Origin of the sequence: Streptomyces herbicida, from assembly GCF_032656585.1 — a bacterium.
Taxonomy (GTDB): Bacteria; Actinomycetota; Actinomycetes; order Streptomycetales; family Streptomycetaceae; genus Streptomyces; species Streptomyces herbicida.
In genome coordinates this window covers 1-14,829 of sequence record NZ_JAUYWJ010000025.1, presented here as the reverse complement: position 1 = coordinate 14,829, position 14,829 = coordinate 1, and the positions used below count along the sequence as shown (strand labels likewise).

The 14,829-nt window shown below is 70.7% G+C and carries 15 protein-coding genes and 1 pseudogene; 11 read left to right on the top strand and 5 right to left on the bottom strand.

Annotated features, from left to right (window positions below):
* Positions 1-33 precede the first annotated feature (33 nt).
* Positions 34-939 carry a quinone oxidoreductase family protein gene (locus Q8A52_RS38885; RefSeq protein WP_316760621.1) on the bottom strand — a complete coding sequence of 302 codons (906 nt, stop codon included), beginning with the start codon at positions 937-939 and terminating at the stop codon, positions 34-36.
* A gap of 24 nt (positions 940-963) precedes the next feature.
* On the bottom strand, positions 964-2,034 hold the full coding sequence (locus tag Q8A52_RS38880; protein ID WP_316760618.1) for an alkene reductase: 1,071 nt from the start codon (positions 2,032-2,034) through the stop codon (positions 964-966).
* A gap of 213 nt (positions 2,035-2,247) precedes the next feature.
* Between Q8A52_RS38880 and Q8A52_RS38875 the strand changes: the two genes are divergently transcribed.
* The 3 genes from Q8A52_RS38875 to Q8A52_RS38865 all read left to right on the top strand — a co-directional run bounded on the left by Q8A52_RS38875 (position 2,248) and on the right by Q8A52_RS38865 (position 5,064).
* Complete coding sequence (locus tag Q8A52_RS38875; RefSeq protein WP_316760615.1) at positions 2,248-2,757, top strand: MarR family winged helix-turn-helix transcriptional regulator; 510 nt, start codon at positions 2,248-2,250, stop codon at positions 2,755-2,757.
* Between the two features lie 137 nt (positions 2,758-2,894).
* Complete coding sequence (locus Q8A52_RS38870) at positions 2,895-4,358, top strand: DUF1254 domain-containing protein (RefSeq protein WP_316760612.1); 1,464 nt, start codon at positions 2,895-2,897, stop codon at positions 4,356-4,358.
* 52 nt (positions 4,359-4,410) lie between these two features.
* A complete protein-coding gene (locus Q8A52_RS38865; RefSeq protein WP_316760609.1) occupies positions 4,411-5,064 on the top strand; it encodes a hypothetical protein in 654 nt (217 codons plus the stop codon).
* 122 nt (positions 5,065-5,186) lie between these two features.
* Here Q8A52_RS38865 and Q8A52_RS38860 read toward each other — a convergent pair whose 3' ends face one another.
* Positions 5,187-5,771: a TerD family protein gene (locus tag Q8A52_RS38860; protein ID WP_316760606.1), complete on the bottom strand. Its 585-nt coding sequence runs from the start codon at positions 5,769-5,771 to the stop codon at positions 5,187-5,189.
* Positions 5,772-6,065: 294 nt separating this feature from the next.
* Here Q8A52_RS38860 and Q8A52_RS38855 point away from each other — a divergent pair, with 294 nt between their 5' ends.
* Positions 6,066-6,269, top strand: coding sequence for a hypothetical protein (locus tag Q8A52_RS38855; protein WP_316760604.1), 204 nt, complete (start codon positions 6,066-6,068; stop codon positions 6,267-6,269).
* A 23-nt stretch (positions 6,270-6,292) separates the two neighbouring features.
* The gene (locus Q8A52_RS38850) at positions 6,293-7,030 is read left to right on the top strand and encodes a DUF2637 domain-containing protein (protein ID WP_316760601.1); all 738 of its coding nucleotides are present in this window, start codon (positions 6,293-6,295) and stop codon (positions 7,028-7,030) included.
* 61 nt (positions 7,031-7,091) lie between these two features.
* Here Q8A52_RS38850 and Q8A52_RS38845 read toward each other — a convergent pair whose 3' ends face one another.
* Positions 7,092-7,985 (bottom strand): helix-turn-helix domain-containing protein, encoded by an 894-nt coding sequence (locus Q8A52_RS38845; protein ID WP_316760598.1) that lies wholly within the window; start codon positions 7,983-7,985, stop codon positions 7,092-7,094.
* Positions 7,986-8,057: 72 nt separating this feature from the next.
* Between Q8A52_RS38845 and Q8A52_RS38840 the strand changes: the two genes are divergently transcribed.
* On the top strand, positions 8,058-9,539 hold the full coding sequence (locus tag Q8A52_RS38840) for an alpha/beta hydrolase (RefSeq protein ID WP_316760595.1): 1,482 nt from the start codon (positions 8,058-8,060) through the stop codon (positions 9,537-9,539).
* A gap of 9 nt (positions 9,540-9,548) precedes the next feature.
* On the opposite strand, the gene Q8A52_RS38835 is transcribed toward Q8A52_RS38840, so the two are convergent.
* Positions 9,549-10,763 carry an alpha/beta hydrolase family protein gene (locus tag Q8A52_RS38835; RefSeq protein ID WP_316760592.1) on the bottom strand — a complete coding sequence of 405 codons (1,215 nt, stop codon included), beginning with the start codon at positions 10,761-10,763 and terminating at the stop codon, positions 9,549-9,551.
* A gap of 195 nt (positions 10,764-10,958) precedes the next feature.
* Here Q8A52_RS38835 and Q8A52_RS38830 point away from each other — a divergent pair, with 195 nt between their 5' ends.
* From Q8A52_RS38830 to Q8A52_RS38810, 5 genes and pseudogenes are all read left to right on the top strand, one after another.
* A complete protein-coding gene (locus Q8A52_RS38830) occupies positions 10,959-11,573 on the top strand; it encodes a DUF3159 domain-containing protein (RefSeq protein WP_316760590.1) in 615 nt (204 codons plus the stop codon).
* A 17-nt stretch (positions 11,574-11,590) separates the two neighbouring features.
* Positions 11,591-12,136 (top strand): GNAT family N-acetyltransferase, encoded by a 546-nt coding sequence (locus tag Q8A52_RS38825; RefSeq protein ID WP_316760587.1) that lies wholly within the window; start codon positions 11,591-11,593, stop codon positions 12,134-12,136.
* Between the two features lie 27 nt (positions 12,137-12,163).
* Positions 12,164-13,225 (top strand): hypothetical protein, encoded by a 1,062-nt coding sequence (locus tag Q8A52_RS38820; RefSeq protein ID WP_316760584.1) that lies wholly within the window; start codon positions 12,164-12,166, stop codon positions 13,223-13,225.
* A 48-nt stretch (positions 13,226-13,273) separates the two neighbouring features.
* A complete protein-coding gene (locus Q8A52_RS38815) occupies positions 13,274-14,074 on the top strand; it encodes a TIGR03936 family radical SAM-associated protein (protein ID WP_316760579.1) in 801 nt (266 codons plus the stop codon).
* A gap of 262 nt (positions 14,075-14,336) precedes the next feature.
* Positions 14,337-14,829: pseudogene (locus tag Q8A52_RS38810) on the top strand (Rne/Rng family ribonuclease); the annotation flags it as partial.

Genomic DNA, 14,829 nt, shown 5'->3' with positions numbered 1-14,829 from the left:
CTGGGCAGGCGGGGTGACCTTGCCGTGGTCGGGTCAGGGCAGCAGGACTGCCTTGCCGTGGTTGCGGTGTGCCTCCAGGTCGGTGTGGGCCTGTGCCGCCTCGGCCAGGGGATAGGTGCGCCAGATCGGCACGCTGAGCTTGCCCGCGGCGGCCAGCCGCACCAGCTCCGGCAGGGGCTCTTCGGCCTGGTCGCTGTCACCGGCGCTGAAGCGGACGCCGTGCTCCGCGGCGGACATGTCGGCGATGGTGATGACGTGTGCGCTGTCACCGGTCAGCGCGACGGAGTCGGCGAGCACGCCGGCGCCGGAGGCGTCGAGGACGAAGTCGACTCCCTGGGGAGCCAGGGCCTTCACCCGCTCCACCCAGCCGTCGCCGTAGCGGACGGCGGTGGCTCCGAGTGAGGTGACGCGCTGGATGTCGTGCTCACCGACCGTCCCGACGACGGTGATGCCGTCGGCGACGGCCAACTGCACCGCGACGGTGCCCACGCTGCCGGCGGCGCCATGGATGAGCAGGGTCTGGCCCGCTTGCACCCCCAGCTGGCGCAGGACACGGAACGCGGTCCGGCCGACCGTGACCAGTGAGGCGGCGGCCTCCCACGACAGGGCCTCGGGCTTGGCCACCGGTCGGTCGAGCAGGGCGTACTCGCCGTAGCTGCCGCCGACGGTGGCACCGAGGACCTCGTCCCGCACGGCCGCATCGGCTCCGTCGCCCACGGCATCGACCACACCGGCCGCATCCAGGCCGGGGATCACGGGAAAGCGGGCGGGGACGGCACCGGCCATCAGACCGGCCCGGAACTTCAGGTCGAAGGGGTTCACAGAGGCGGCCCGCACCCGGATCCGGACCTGGCCCGGGCCGGGCTCGGGCGCGGTGACCTGCGACAGCTGCAGCACCTCGGGCGCGCCGTACTCGGCGAAAGTGATCGCTTTGGACATCGGGAACTCCCAGGTAGAGGCCGTTCAGGAGGTGAGGGCGGGGTAGTCGGTGTAGCCGCGGTGGTCGCCGCCGTAGAAGGTGGACGGGTCCGGGGTGTTGAACGGGCCGCCGACGGCGAGCCGGCGGGGCAGGTCGGGGTTGGCCAGGAACAGCGCCCCATAGGCGATCATGTCCGCGGTCCCGTCCTCGATCAGCTTCAGCGCGTCCGGGCCGGTGACGTCGGGGTGGGTGAACGGGTTGAGGACGAACATGCCGGGCCAGGCCTTGCGCAGCGAAGCGGTCACGTCGCGGTCCGGGCCCTCCAGCAGGTGCAGGTAGGCCAGGTCCAGGCCGGAAAGCCGGTCCAGCAACGCCCCGTAGACCTCGCCCGGGTTGTCCTCGGACATGTCGTTGTACGGGTTCCCGGGCGAGACCCGCAGGCCCACGCGGTGGCTGCCGATCGCCTCGGCCACGGCCGTGACGACCTCCACGGCGAAGCGGATCCGGCCCTCGTCGTCGCCGCCCCACGCGTCGGTGCGCCGGTTGGTGCCGGGCGCGAGGAACTGGTGGATCAGATAGCCGTTGGCGCCGTGGATCTCCACGCCGTCGAACCCGGCCTGAACGGCATTGCGGGCCGCGTCGGCGAAGTCCTCGATCGTCTGCCGGATCTCCGCCTCGCTCAGTTCCCTCGGCGTCACGAAGTCCTTCGGCCCCTCGTGGGTGAAGACCTGCCCCTTTGCGGCCACCGCCGACGGCCCCACCGGCACCAGACCGTCGGGCAGCAGGCTGGGATGGCCGATCCGGCCGGTGTGCATCAGCTGGGCGAAGATCACGCCGCCCTCGTGGTGCACGGCGTCGGTCACCGTCCGCCACGCCCGCACCTGCCCGGCCGTGTGCAGGCCGGGGGTGTCGGGGTAGCCCTGACCGACCGGCGAGGGCTGGATCCCCTCCGTGACGATCAGCCCGGCGGCGGCCCGCTGCGCGTAGTACGTCGCCGTCAGCTCGGTCGGCTCGGCCCCGGGCCCGTAGGCACGGCTGCGGGTCATCGGCGCCATCACGACGCGGTTCGCCAGGCGCTTACCGCTCAGGACGATCGGATCGAATGCAGTGGTCATGGCTTCTTCCTCGCGATGAGTGATGTTTGCGGCTCGGTGAGCCGCAAGTTACCTGTTCGAACAGGTAAGTCCCCTGTGGCCATTCCAGGATGCGGTGTGAAGCAAGTCACATGCTGCGAGCTGTGCATATGTGCCTTTATGGCTGAAGGGTCGGTCCATCCACCGGTCGAAAGGTAGGGTTGCCCTGCCCGAGCAGGAAAGCGAGGAAGATAGATGAAGCAGGACACGCCGGAGGGCGCGAACGGACCCGCGGCCAGCGTCCCGGTGCCGACCGCGGCCGGCGGCGGGCCGATCAGCCACGCGATCTTCCGCCTTGCCCGCCTGCACCGCATGTACGCGGGGCAGCTGCTGCGCCGTATCGGCCTGCATCCGGGTCAGGAGCTGGTCATGATGCACCTGTGGGAACTCGGCCCCCAGCGCCAGGCCGACCTGGTGCGCCTGCTCGACTCCGATGCCGCCACCATGACCCGCACGGTCCAGCGCCTGGAGCAGGCCGGCTTCGTACGCCGCCGTCCCTCGCCCACCGACAAGCGCGCGGCACTCATCGAACCCACGGCGGCCAGCCAGGCCCTGCGCCAGGAGGTCGAGCGGGTCTGGAGCCGGCTCGAGGACCTGGTGACCGCGGACCTCTCCGCCGACGAGCGGACCGGGGCCCTGCACACCCTGGAACGCCTGGAGCACAACCTCGTACAGGCCGCCGCCGATCCCGGCACGGAGCGCTGACGCCCGCCTCCTGAGGCCGACGCCGATGGCAGGCCCGACGAGAACGGCTCCGGCTGCGGCGATCGGGAAGGCGGGGGAGGATGGCTGACATGTCCGAATCGTCGAAAACGTATTCTCCGTGGCGTACGCCGGGCGACATGGCGGGCGCAGCCGTCGCGGCGGCACGGACGGCCGGGCGGGCGGTTGTCCACCCCAAGGCCGCGATCGAGCGCGCCCGCCGACTGACCGATGTCCTGCCCGCGCTGCGCCAGGCGTTGACGCCGATCCTGACCGGGCGGGTGGACGACTGGCGTGGGGAGTACGCCTACACACTGGGCGAGCAGGCGTATGTGTACGGCTTCCCGTACCTCTACAACGCCCGGCTGCGCCACCAGTGGGTCACGCAGGAACGCGACCCGGAGACCGTTCCGTACGCGGCCGTCAACCACTTCTGGCATGCGCGGCGGCTGATGGACGCCTCCTATCGGGACGGCGGTTGCCCCAACAACGACACCTTGTACTCGCTCGCCTGGGTCGATGTGAGCACGGAGCCGGTCGTCCTGTCACATCCGGACATGGGCGACCGGTACTTCACGTTCGAACTGGCCGGGATCACATCGGACAACTTCGACTACGTCGGCCAGCGCACCACCGGCTCGCAGGCGGGGCACTTCGCCATCACGGGACCGGGGTGGGAGGGAGAACTGCCCGACGGAGTGCGGCGCACGGCACAGGCTCCGAGCCCTTGGGTTCTGGTGCTGGGCCGGACGCTCGTCGCCGGTGAGGAGGACGTGCCCGAGGTCCGCGCGCTGCAGGAGCAGTACCGGCTCACCCCGCTGAGCCTGTTCGGGAAGGAAGGGCACACGCTTCCGGCGCGTCGTGACGTGCTGGAGCCCGTGGACCCGGCCAAGGATGCGCTCGCTCCCTGGAAGACCCTGAACGCGATGCTGGCCGAGAACCCGCCGCCTGCGCACCACGAGGTGCTGCTGAGGCAGTTCGCCGAGATCGGCATCGGACCCGGGCTCGACGTCGAGCTGCAGCCCGAGATCGTCAAGCGGTCCCTGGTCCGGGCCGCTACCACCGGGATGCCGCTGCTCAAGCAGCAGATGCTCAGCGGCGATTGGGCCCGTCTGGTCAACGGCTGGCGTTATCCGCCGCCGCAGATAGGGCGCTTCGGCGACGACTTCCTCAAGCGCGCGGCCGACCAGTCACTGGTCGGGATCACCGCCAACGACCCCGCCGAGGCGGTCTACCTGCTCTGCTACGACGACGCCGACGGCGACAAGCTGTCCACCGGCCGCTACCGGTTGCGCTTCGCGCCCGGCAACCTCCCACCAGTGGAGGGGTTCTGGTCCCTGACCGCCTACGGCGAGGACATGAACCTGATCCCCAACGACGTCCGCCGCTACTCGATCGGCGACCGGACCCCCGGGCTCGTCCACGACTCCGACGGTGGGCTGACTCTGCACCTGCAGGCCGAGTCGCCGGGCAGTGGCAGGGAGGCCAACTGGCTGCCCACACCCGAGCAGGGCCTCTGGTTCGTCATCCTGCGCATGTACCGCCCCCGTCCTCGGGTCGTGGACGCCACGTGGGAGTGCCCTCCGCTCGAACGCCTCACCTAGAAGCGGGCAAGGGGGGATCTCGACGGGACAAGGCCCCGACCAAGGAGCAGACATGTCTCAGACGACTCCGACGGCCGCTCACCTCGGCGATCTGCGTGATGTCCGATACGGCGAGATCCTCCTCATCTCCCCGGACGACGACGGCAGTCTGGAAGCCGCCGTCTACAACACCATCGGCCTCAACGACTGCCCCCTCGATCGGTGGAGGGCCCTGGATCCCCAGTCGCTGGCCCAGCAGTTCGGCGTACCGATGGTCTATCTCAACGGTCCCCGCTTCTGGCTGTTCGACGAACTCAGCGCCTTCGTCGTCGGCGAGGTCGCCACGTTCGGCGGCATCGAGGCCAGACGGGTCGCCAAGGTCCGTATCCCGGCGGGACTCGAGCCGACGCACGGCCCCGGGAAGGAGGCCTACGTCGACATCGTGGTGGAACGGGACACCGAGTACCGCTTCCTGGCCGGCCGGCCCGTGCACAGCCTGCTCACCCCGGACGGCAAGACCTATGTCATGCAGGCCTACTCCCACATCGTGGACGACAGCCAGACGATCAGCTCGCTCGCCGGCCTCGGCAAGCGGCTGGACCTCCCCCAGGGCTGGCGATACCGGGTCGACACACCCGCCGAGGACCTGCTCATGCGACCGGTGGCCGCCAAGGCGCACGTCCTGCAGGACGAACTCGAAAACACCTATATGCTCCTGGCCCACTGAGCGCCGACGCGTCATCGCGTTCGTGGTCAGAGGGGAGCGCTCGGCCTCGGGCGCCCTGTGCGCCGTGCGTTCCCGCTGTGCGCACAGGGCCCGGCCCGTTCCTGTTGCTTGCCGATGGTGGATTACTTGCTGATGGCGAAGCGCATCAGCGCGTGCTCGTCGCCCTGCTTGATCTTCCCCGTCAGATTGATCACCTCGAGTTTCCAGCTGCCGCCGACCCGTACGGCCTTCGCCACGGCGCAGCCGTTGTCCTGGGTGAGCAGGCTCGGCCAGATGTCGGCGACCTGCTGGGAGTTGCCCCCGGTCGCGTCGTACACCTTGAAGCTGATGTTGCGGGCCTTCTGGAAGGAGCTGCCCTTCTTGAAGGCGGCGGCGATGAACACGATGGACGTGATGTTCGGCGGTATGCGGGCGAACTCGACCGTCACGGTCTCGTCGTCGCCGTCCCCGTGTCCGGTCTGGTTGTCACCGCTGTGGACCAGGGAGCCGTTGCCCATGGGGTCGAGGGAGTCGAGTCCGGCCAGGCGCACCGGGTCTCTCTCCTGCATGGCGATCGCGATGAGGTCGAGGTCGGTGCCGGTCTTGCGGCGGAGCATGCCCATCACCCCGCCGCTCGTGCCGGCGGTGGGGTCCCAGGACACACCGATGGACAGGTGGGTCACTCCGTCCAGATCCGCCGGGCCGTCTTCTTTCGTGAGCGTGATCATGCGTGGTTCATCCTCTGGGTGAGGGGACTGCGACAGGCAAAGTGTGCCTGGAGTCTGCGCTGTTGGGCCGACCGGGCCCCCTCGGCCGGGCCGGCGCCCCGAGGGGCCGTCCCGCTCCTACAAGCGGATCGATGATTCCGGTTCTCTGTCTGGAATTCATACAGATCGCGCGTAAATCTGGTCATCGGAGGCCGGGACAACTCTTCAGGGTGACGCAATTACCCGAATGCCACACGCCTCGCCTCCGGTGGTGCTCGTTAAGTGACCGTGACAGGGAGAGAAGGGTGTGGAGCCGTGAACCAGTCGCCTTACGTCAAGGGCCACACGCTGGCGGGCGCTGCTACGGGGCTCGGTTACTACTCCGATCTTTTGGACGATTTTCTGGATGAGATCAGGAAGTTGGAAAGTGAATATATGAGAGCGATGCGGGATCGGTGCGGCGGCACCGGCGCCGTCCCGGTCATGATCGGATCCCGTGCTCTGGACCGTACTTCCTGAACCTGGGCGCGGAGGGCTTTCGAATGGACAGGAATTATGATGAGACCGGTCTGTATGATCTTCACTACGCCCTGAGAACCGACCATGACACGCTGAACCAGCCTGTCTACGACCTGAGCCAGCCTGTCTACGACGCGGTCTCGTACCCCCAGCAGTCCTGGACCAACCCAGCACCGCCGGACATGCCGCAGAAGGCCTGGGACCTGGACGAAGAGCTGGCCCAGATGCTGTCCACCGCGACCAGCCAGGATTCCACCCACATCCCGCTGGACCGACCGCACCGCAGGAGCAGTCGGCGGCGGCTCCGGGCGGACTCCCACTTCCTCGACGGCGGCCAGCGGGTCACGCACGTCACGATCCTGATCGCGGCGATCCTGGTGTGCGCGGCGTGCATGCTCGGGTGGTCCATCGCCTACTCGTACGGCCAACTGCACGGCATCGCCTCGTCCGTGCTGCCCCCGAAGCTGGCGCGCTGGTGGCCGCTCATGGTCTACGGGCCGTGGTTCGTGGCGGCCCTGTCCATCGTGCGGGCCACGGTGCAGCGGCGGGACACCCGGCGGTCCTGGTGCGTCATGCTGGCCGCGTCCGCCATGGCCGTGGCGCTCTCCATCAGCCATTCCTCGCGCTCCCACCTGGCGTTCGTGATGGTCGGACTTCCGCCGGTCACCGCCCTGGTGTGCTTCTGGGAACTGGTCGGCCAGGTCTCCTCCGGATGCCGGCCCCGGCATGCCGCGCACGCACAGCGGCGCAGCAAGCCCTGAGCCTCACCCGGACCTCTCGGCCCTCTCCCGGCAAGGGGGAGGGCCGAGTTGCTTGTGGGACTCACTGTGCTGTCGTGCTCGCGGTCAGTGCCTCGCGTAGCCAGAGATCCGCCGCGCCGAGGGTCAGGTGGGGCGTGAGTTCACCCGCCAGTTGCCAGTAACGGGACATCACGGGGTGGTCCGCGGCGGCCAGCTGGACGGTGAGGGTGCGGCGGAAACCGGGGGTGTCCCGGGTTTCGCAGGCGCGGGCGTGGGCGGCGACGTAGCAGTCCAGGGCATCGCCCGGGCCGGGGAAGCGGTCGGCCCGCAGGGCGGCCTCCACCAACTGGTAGGCCTCGTGCAGGCCGTCGTAGAGCAGATCGGGGTGGGCGGCGGGGGCGGGCCGGTGGGACGCGAGGCAGTGGTCGGTGGCGTCCGTTGCCAGGGCGTGCAGCCGGGCGAAGGCGAGGACCTGCTCCGGAGTCGGGTCGGCTGGAGGCTGCGGGACGGCCGCCTCGGTGACCGCGGAGCGCAGCCGGGCGGACAGACGCACCGGCAGCAGACGGCGCCAGTAGTGCGCGAGTGCGGAGGTGCTCGGCGGGACGCTGACCGCCCCTATCAGCTCCAGACGTTCGGCCAGTTGGTCCGGGGCGCCCTCGTGCAGGGCCCGCAGGGCGGCCTCGCGCCAGCGCAGGGCCGCGAGTTCGGTGCCGAGGTCGTCCAGCCGGCGCGCCACGACCGCCTCCAGGCCGTCCCCGGAGTCGAGAACCCGCCCGATCTCGGGGACGGGGACGCCGAGGGAGCGCAGCGAACGGATCGTGCGCAGCCGGGCAAGCGCCTCGGGGCCGTAGCGGCGGTGGCCTCCGGTGCTTCGGGTGGCCTCGGGCAACAGGCCCTGGTCCGAGTAGAAGCGGACCGTCTTGACCGTGGTCCTCGCCCGCGCGGCGAGCTCGCCGATGCTCAGGGTGCCGTCCACGGACAAGAGTTGAACCTCCCTCAGGGGGAGTTCCTAGGTTACCCGCGACGAACCCACCCCCTGGAGGTGCTGATGTCCGTTTTCATCCTGGTCTCCGGCCCGTTCACCAACGAGCGGATCTGGAGCCACGTGGCCGGCCCGCTGCGTGAGTCCGGCGCCGAGGCGCACCCCGTGACGCTGAGCATGCGGCCCGAGGCCGATCTGGAGACCCATGTCGAGGACGTGGTCCGGCTGATCGACTCCCTCGACGCGCCCCGGCTGGTGCTGGTCGGCCACGACTACGCCATCCACCCGGTGCTCGGCGCGGCGGACCGCCGCCCGCAGCGGGTCGCCCGCATCGTCCATCTGGACGCCGGGCTGCCGGAGGACGGCGACCGGGCGCTGACCCTGGTGCCCGACCCGACGGTGCACCAGCTGCTCGGCGCGGACGGCGCCGCCGTGCCGGTCCCGGCGCCGGAACCGCGGGAGTGGCAGCGATGGGGCAGTACGGAGGGTCTGTCCCCGCAGCGGCTGGCGCTGCTCAGCGACCTGGCCGCCCCGCAGCCGCCGCGGACGTTCACCCAGCCCCTGCGCCTGACCGGCGCCGCGGCGGACGTACCGACCACCGGAATCCTGTGCACGGCGGGCGGCACGACGATCGAGACGGTCGAGGCGCTGGTGCAGACCGGTCCGCCGCAGTTCCGGAAGCTGGCCGATCCCCGGGTGGGCTTCTTCGAGCTGGCCACCGGCCACTGGCCGATGCTCTCCTGCCCGGCCGAGCTGGCCGAGGTGCTGCTGCGCGCGGCGGCGGGCGAAGGACGCAGGCTGACCGCACCCGAGGGCGAGTCACCGTTCCTGCGTCCCTTCCTGCTCGACGTCCCGGAGGTGCCGCGGGTACGGAAGGGGCGGCTGGACCTGCATCTGCCGGAGCCGGCCGCGGTGCAGCCGCGGCCCGCCGTTCTGTTCGTGCACGGCGGGCCGGTGCCGCGCGACCGCGACCCCGGGCTGCGCGACGCGCCGTTCTACGTCGGCTACGGCCGTCTCGCGGCGAGCCTGGGAGTGGTGGGCGGGGTCGTCGGGCACCGCCTGCACGCCATCTCCGACTACCCGCAGGCCGCGGACGACGTGGCCGAGGGTGTCGAACTGCTGCGGGCCGACCCCCGTGTGGACCCGGACCGGATCGCCCTGTGGTTCTTCTCCGGGGCGGGACTGCTCGCCGCGGACTGGATCGCCGCCCCGCCCGCGTGGCTGCGCTGTCTTGCGCTCACCTATCCGATCCTGGAACCGCTCCAGGGCTGGGGTGCGGTCGGCGACCGGTTCCACCCGGTGAGCGCGCTCCCGGCCGACGCCGGGACGCTGCCGCCCCTGGTGCTGACCCGCGCGGGTCTGGAGACACCGCAGATCGGCGTCACGGTCGAGAAGTTCGTGAGCGCGGCGGAGGAGAAGACGGCTCCCGTCGAGATCATCGACGTCCCGCACGGCGTCCACGGCTTCGAGATCCACAACCGGACCGACGAGTCCCGTGAGGCCGTGACCAGGGCCATGCGCACGGTGCTCGGACACCTGGGGCTTTGACGACAGGACCTAGGGATGCCCGACCGAGGCCAGGCGGGCGTCCAGCCAGTCGAAGACGCGCTGCTCGCACACCGCTCGGCCGATCGGCTCGCAGTGCAGGTGCGCGCCCTCCTCCTCGGTGAAGCGGACCAGGTGCTTCGGGCCGGGAAGCGCGTCGTACAGGCGCTGCGACGCCCCCGGCCAGAAGTGCTCGCCGTCCGGGTCGGTGATCAGCAGCGGGGTGGTGATCCGGCCGACGAACGGCGTGACGTCGTACCTGGACACCTCGGTGAGCAGGTCGAAGGGGGAGTTGATGCCGTACGGCTTGGCCCGCCAGCGCCACATCGCGGCCAGTACCGGGTCCCTGCTCAGCGCCTCCGTCATGACCTGGTCGAAGGTCGCGCGGTCGCCGGACTCCCACAGGGCGCGCAGCTCGGGGCCGAGGTTGTGCCACCAGCTGTCCGCGACCTCGACGACGCCCGGGTCGGCGACCGCGGCGGCGATCCGGTGCTCGAACGCGAGTGCGCGGGGAACCCAGTAGCCGGCCTGGCTGATGCCGGCCAGGACGATCCGCCGCGGGTCGACGTCGCCGCGGGCGAGGAGGAAGTCCACGATCGGGGTGATGACCTTCTCCCAGTCGGGCCGAAAGGTGACCTCGCGTTCGAACAGCATCGACTGCTGGCCGGGGCCGTCGAACAGCAGGACCCGGTACTCACGGGCCACCGCCGGCGCCCCGAGCAGCGTCCAGGCCGTGCTGATCGGGCCGTCACTGCCGTTGTTGACGATCACCGTGGGCAGCGGTCCCAGATCTCCGGGCGGGCCGACGAGGTACCCGGGAAGCGACCCTCCCTCGTAGGGGATCGAGACCCGTTCCGCGGGCGGGTCGCAGGCCTGCAGGAACCGGTCGAAGCAGTCGCGGTGCGCGCCGAACACCTCGCCCAGCCGCGCCTCGGGGTCCGCCAGCCCGTCGACGGCCACCAGGGCGGTGCCGAAGTACCCGGCTGCCCGCAGATACGCGTCCCGGGCGCTCACCGTGCGCTCCTCGGCCGCGCTCCTCTCGGCCTGTGCACGGACTCTGCGGGCCAGTGCGGTCCAGGCCGAGAACCAGGTCTCCGCGCCGCCGTCCGCCGCGACGGAGGTGGTGGCCAGTACCTCGCCGATGTCGGCGCCCTGGCGCCACGCCGAGCCCAGGGCGAGCAGGATCTCGTAGTTGTACTGGTCGTTCTTGCTGAACCGGTAGGTCATGGCTGCCTCCCGCTACGCCGTACGGCCGCCCCCGGAGGACGCCCCCTGCAAGGCCCGGACCACCTTTCTCACCGTAGGAGCCCGCTTACCGCGACGCACTCCGGACGGAGTGCCGACGGCATGCGAGCGGCCCGCGCAGGCGGCAGGCTGGCAGGGGAAGGGCGTGAGTTCCGGCCGGCGACGGGAGGACCTCCCATGGGTGAGCAGTCGACGCGGTCGACGACGGACACCCCGGCCAGGAAGGCCGTCGGTGGCAGCGGGGTGTTCCTGTCGTTCGCGCCATGGATCATCTTCGGAGTGGTCGCGAGCCCCAGCACCTGGAAGTACGCGGCGCTGGCCGCGCTGATCGCCGTGATCGTCCTGTCGGGGCGGGACATCCTCCGGGGCAGGTTCTACCTCCTGGACATCGTCGGCATCGTGTTCTTCGCCGTGATCACGGTCCTCGCGCTCGCCCTGGACCGCTCGCAGCTCCTATGGCTCGAGACGTACGCCCAGGTCATCTCCAACGGGGTGGTGGCCGCCGTGGCGCTGGGATCCCTCCTCGCCGATCCCTTCACCGCCCAGTACGCCCGCCGGTCGACGCCCCGCGAGGTGTGGGACTCGCCCATCTTCAAGCACATCAACCAGGTGCTGACCGTGGCATGGGGGGCGGTCTTCGCCCTCATGGCCCTCTCGACCTGGCTGGCCGTCCGCTTCCCGGCCATGGACGACTGGTTCAACTGGGTCATCCCCGTGGTCCTGCTGGTCGCGGTCGTCAAATTCACGGAGCGCTATCCCGAGGCCTACAAACAACGGGCGCTCGCGACCTAGCCGCGGCACACTGAGGCATGCCGAAGCTGACCGTCCCTCACGTCCGGTTCCGCACCTCCTTCGTGGCCGCCATGAAGGAGTTCGAGGCCGAGGGCCGGGGCCTGCCCGAGGACGAGTCCGGGATCGGGTACGAGATCCGGGAGTGGCGCGAACGCTGGCCGGCCCCGGCGGAGTTCGCCCGTTACGTGGCCCGGCTGATCGGCGACGCCGACGAGAGCAGGCCGCCGTCCAGGCCGGGCTGGGTGCACTGCACCACGCTCTGGTACGCCGAGGGCGACGAGTACCTCGGCCGCATCGCGGTACGGCACCGGCTCACCCCGTACCTCCTGGAACTCGGCGGCCACATCGGCTACGACGTACGCGCCTCCGCCCGCCGCAGGGGACACGCCACCGCCATGCTCCGCGAGGCCCTGCCGTACGCCCGTGGTCTCGGCCTCGATCGCGTCCTCGTGACCTGCGATGTCACCAACACCGGCTCTCGTAAGGTGATCGAGGCCGGCGGTGGGGAGTTCGAGGACCGGCGTGGCGAGAAACTGCGCTACTGGATCCGTACGGGGGACTGAGGCGTCTTGGTGGACATGGAGTTCGAAATGGCGCCCGAGCCGCGGCGGCAGGAACCCGAAGGGTGCCTGGTCGTCGCTCTTCGCATCCCCATACGCATCGTCGTGCTCGTCCTCGTCGTACCGATCCGGATGGCCTGGGACGCCCTGGTGGTGGCCGGGCGGTTCCTGACCGACGCCGTGCTGCGACCGCTCGGGCGGGCGCTGCTGTGGGTCGGCCGGGCCGTCTTCGTATGGCCGTGGGTGGCGCTGTGGCGGTATGTCGTCGTACCGGTCGCGCACATGCTCGTGGTCGTACCGCTCGGCCGGCTGTACCGGTATGTGCTCACCCCGGTCGGGCATGCCCTCGCCTGGATCGGGCGCGGGATCGGCGCCGGCCTGGAGTGGCTGTACGCGCGCGTGCTCACGCCGATCGGCCGCGGCATCGCCTGGCTGCTGAAGGGCGTCGGGATCGTGCTCGGCGCCGTCGGGCTGGGCGTGTACACCGCCGTCGCCTGGCTGGTGCGCTACCTGCTCGTCGTACCCGCCCAGTGGCTGTACGAGTGGGTCCTCGCACCCGTCGGACGGGCACTGGTATGGCTCGGGAACGCCGTCATCACCGGCATCGGCGCCGTCCTGTACTGGACGACGCGTGTCGTTGTCGTCCTGCCCGCCCTCGTCCTGTGGCGCTGGGTGCTCGTGCCTGTCGGCCGTGTCCTCGCCGTCCTCGTGCGGGAGATCGGGGAGGCGCTCGGCCACGCCTGGCGGGTCGCCGGGCGGATCTCGCTCGCCGTCGGGCGGTTCCTCGGGACCCTCTTCCGGTGGATCTTCGTGGAACCGGTGCGGTGGGTCTACCGGACCGTCCTGACCCCGGTCGGGCATGTCGTCCGGGACGTCGTGCTGCGTCCCGTCGCCGAGGCCGGGCGCGCGGTGGGGCGGGCGACCCGGCAGGCCCTGGCCTCCGCCCGCGAGACCGTGCGGCAGGCCCGCGCCGACTTCCGGCGGATGCTGTTCGGCGAGCAACGGCGGCCGCAGCCGGTGGCCCGGCGGGAACCCGCGGGGCTTGAGACACGTACTCTTGGTAGCAGTACGACCGCTCTCACGAAGGACTGAACGACACTGGGCAAGCGACAGCCCGAAGGCCCGCCGCCCGCACCCGCGGTGCAGCGCATCCGACTGCGCTACACCAAGCGCGGCCGCCTCCGGTTCACCAGCCACCGTGACTTCCAGCGCGCCTTCGAGCGTGCGCTGCGCCGTGCCGAGGTGCCGATGGCGTACTCGGCGGGGTTCACGCCGCATCCGAAGGTGTCGTACGCCAATGCCGCACCCACCGGCACGGGCAGTGAGGCGGAGTACCTGGAGATCGCGCTCGCCGCGGCCCGCGACCCGGAGACGCTGCGCGTCCTCCTCGACGAGTCGCTGCCCACCGGGCTCGACATCGTCGACGCGGTCGAGGTGCGGACGTCGGGGCTCGCCGACCGGCTGACGGCTTCCGTGTGGGAGCTGCGGCTGGACGGGGTTGAACCGGCCGAAGCCGAGCGCGCGGTCGAGGCCTTCACGAAGGCCGAGACCGTCGAAGTGCAGCGCATGACCAAGAACGGCGTCCGCACCTTCGACGCCCGTTCCGCCGTCGTGGGCCTGGAGAGCCTGCGGAACGCGGAAACGCACGGTTCGCAGGCTGATAGGCCGACCGACCAGCCCTGTGCGATACTGCGGCTGGTTGTTCGGCACGTGACGCCTGCCGTACGACCCGACGACGTCCTGTCCGGTCTCCGCGCCGTGGCCGACCTGGCGCCGCCGGTCCCCGCAGCGGTGACCAGGCTGGCGCAGGGGCTGTTCGATGAAGAGACCGGCACGGTGACCGACCCGCTCGCGCCCGACCGCGAGGCAGCAGCGACCGAGCCGTACCCGGCCGCCGCGACTGCCGCCGCGAAGGCGCCGGTGCCGGAAGGTTCCGCGTAGGGACGGACGTCGTAGCGCCGCCCTCGTACTCGGGAGCCACCTGGGTCGGGCAGCGCACCGACCACAAGACTTTCGCCAGGCCGTACGCGACATGGTGTACGGAACCGACGAGACAGGACACAGAGAGCTCCCGTGTGGCGCCCGCGCCCCGGACGGCGGCCATCGCGCATCGCGCGGGCCGCGGACGTCAACGGCGGTCGATCCATCCGATCGACGCCGGACCAGGTGCGGCGCCCGGGAGCCTGACGGGAGAAAAGCCCGCATGCTCGAACCGACCGAACCCAACGAGGGTTCCGAACTGAACACCCCCAGCGACACCCTGCCGCCGCGGAGGCGGCGCCGTGCCGCATCCCGCCCGGCGGGCCCGCCCGCCGAGGCGGAGACCGCGACCGAGGTCATCGCACCGGCCATACCGGCCGCCGAAACCACCGAGCTCGCGGAGACCGAGGCCGAGGCCGAGGTCGTCGAGGCTGCGCCGGTTGCTCGTACGCGTCGTCGTGCGACACGTCGTGCTTCTGCGCCTGCTGGTGCGCCTGTGTCTGCTGAGGCTGTCGAGGCTGTTGTTCCGGCTGCTGAGGTGAAGGCGGAGGCTGAGGCTGAGGTCGTCGAGGCGCCTGTGGCGGTTGAGGAGGCTGCGCCGGTTGCTCGTACGCGTCGTCGTGCGACACGTCGTGCTTCTGCGCCTGCTGGTGCGCCTGTGTCTGCTGAGGCTGTCGAGGCTGTTGTTCCGGCTGCTGAGGTGAAGGCGGAGGCGG

Bases quoted from the DNA above. Each gene is read 5' to 3' on its own strand.
- Q8A52_RS38885 (WP_316760621.1), bottom strand. From the start codon at position 939: ATGTCCAAAGCGATCACTTTCGCCGAGTACGGCGCGCCCGAGGTGCTG.
- Q8A52_RS38880 (WP_316760618.1), bottom strand. From the start codon at position 2,034: ATGACCACTGCATTCGATCCGATCGTCCTGAGCGGTAAGCGCCTGGCG.
- Q8A52_RS38875 (WP_316760615.1), top strand. From the start codon at position 2,248: ATGAAGCAGGACACGCCGGAGGGCGCGAACGGACCCGCGGCCAGCGTC.
- Q8A52_RS38870 (WP_316760612.1), top strand. From the start codon at position 2,895: ATGGCGGGCGCAGCCGTCGCGGCGGCACGGACGGCCGGGCGGGCGGTT.
- Q8A52_RS38865 (WP_316760609.1), top strand. From the start codon at position 4,411: ATGTCTCAGACGACTCCGACGGCCGCTCACCTCGGCGATCTGCGTGAT.
- Q8A52_RS38860 (WP_316760606.1), bottom strand. From the start codon at position 5,771: ATGATCACGCTCACGAAAGAAGACGGCCCGGCGGATCTGGACGGAGTG.
- Q8A52_RS38850 (WP_316760601.1), top strand. From the start codon at position 6,293: ATGGACAGGAATTATGATGAGACCGGTCTGTATGATCTTCACTACGCC.
- Q8A52_RS38840 (WP_316760595.1), top strand. From the start codon at position 8,058: ATGTCCGTTTTCATCCTGGTCTCCGGCCCGTTCACCAACGAGCGGATC.
- Q8A52_RS38835 (WP_316760592.1), bottom strand. From the start codon at position 10,763: ATGACCTACCGGTTCAGCAAGAACGACCAGTACAACTACGAGATCCTG.
- Q8A52_RS38830 (WP_316760590.1), top strand. From the start codon at position 10,959: ATGGGTGAGCAGTCGACGCGGTCGACGACGGACACCCCGGCCAGGAAG.
- Q8A52_RS38825 (WP_316760587.1), top strand. From the start codon at position 11,591: ATGCCGAAGCTGACCGTCCCTCACGTCCGGTTCCGCACCTCCTTCGTG.
- Q8A52_RS38820 (WP_316760584.1), top strand. From the start codon at position 12,164: ATGGCGCCCGAGCCGCGGCGGCAGGAACCCGAAGGGTGCCTGGTCGTC.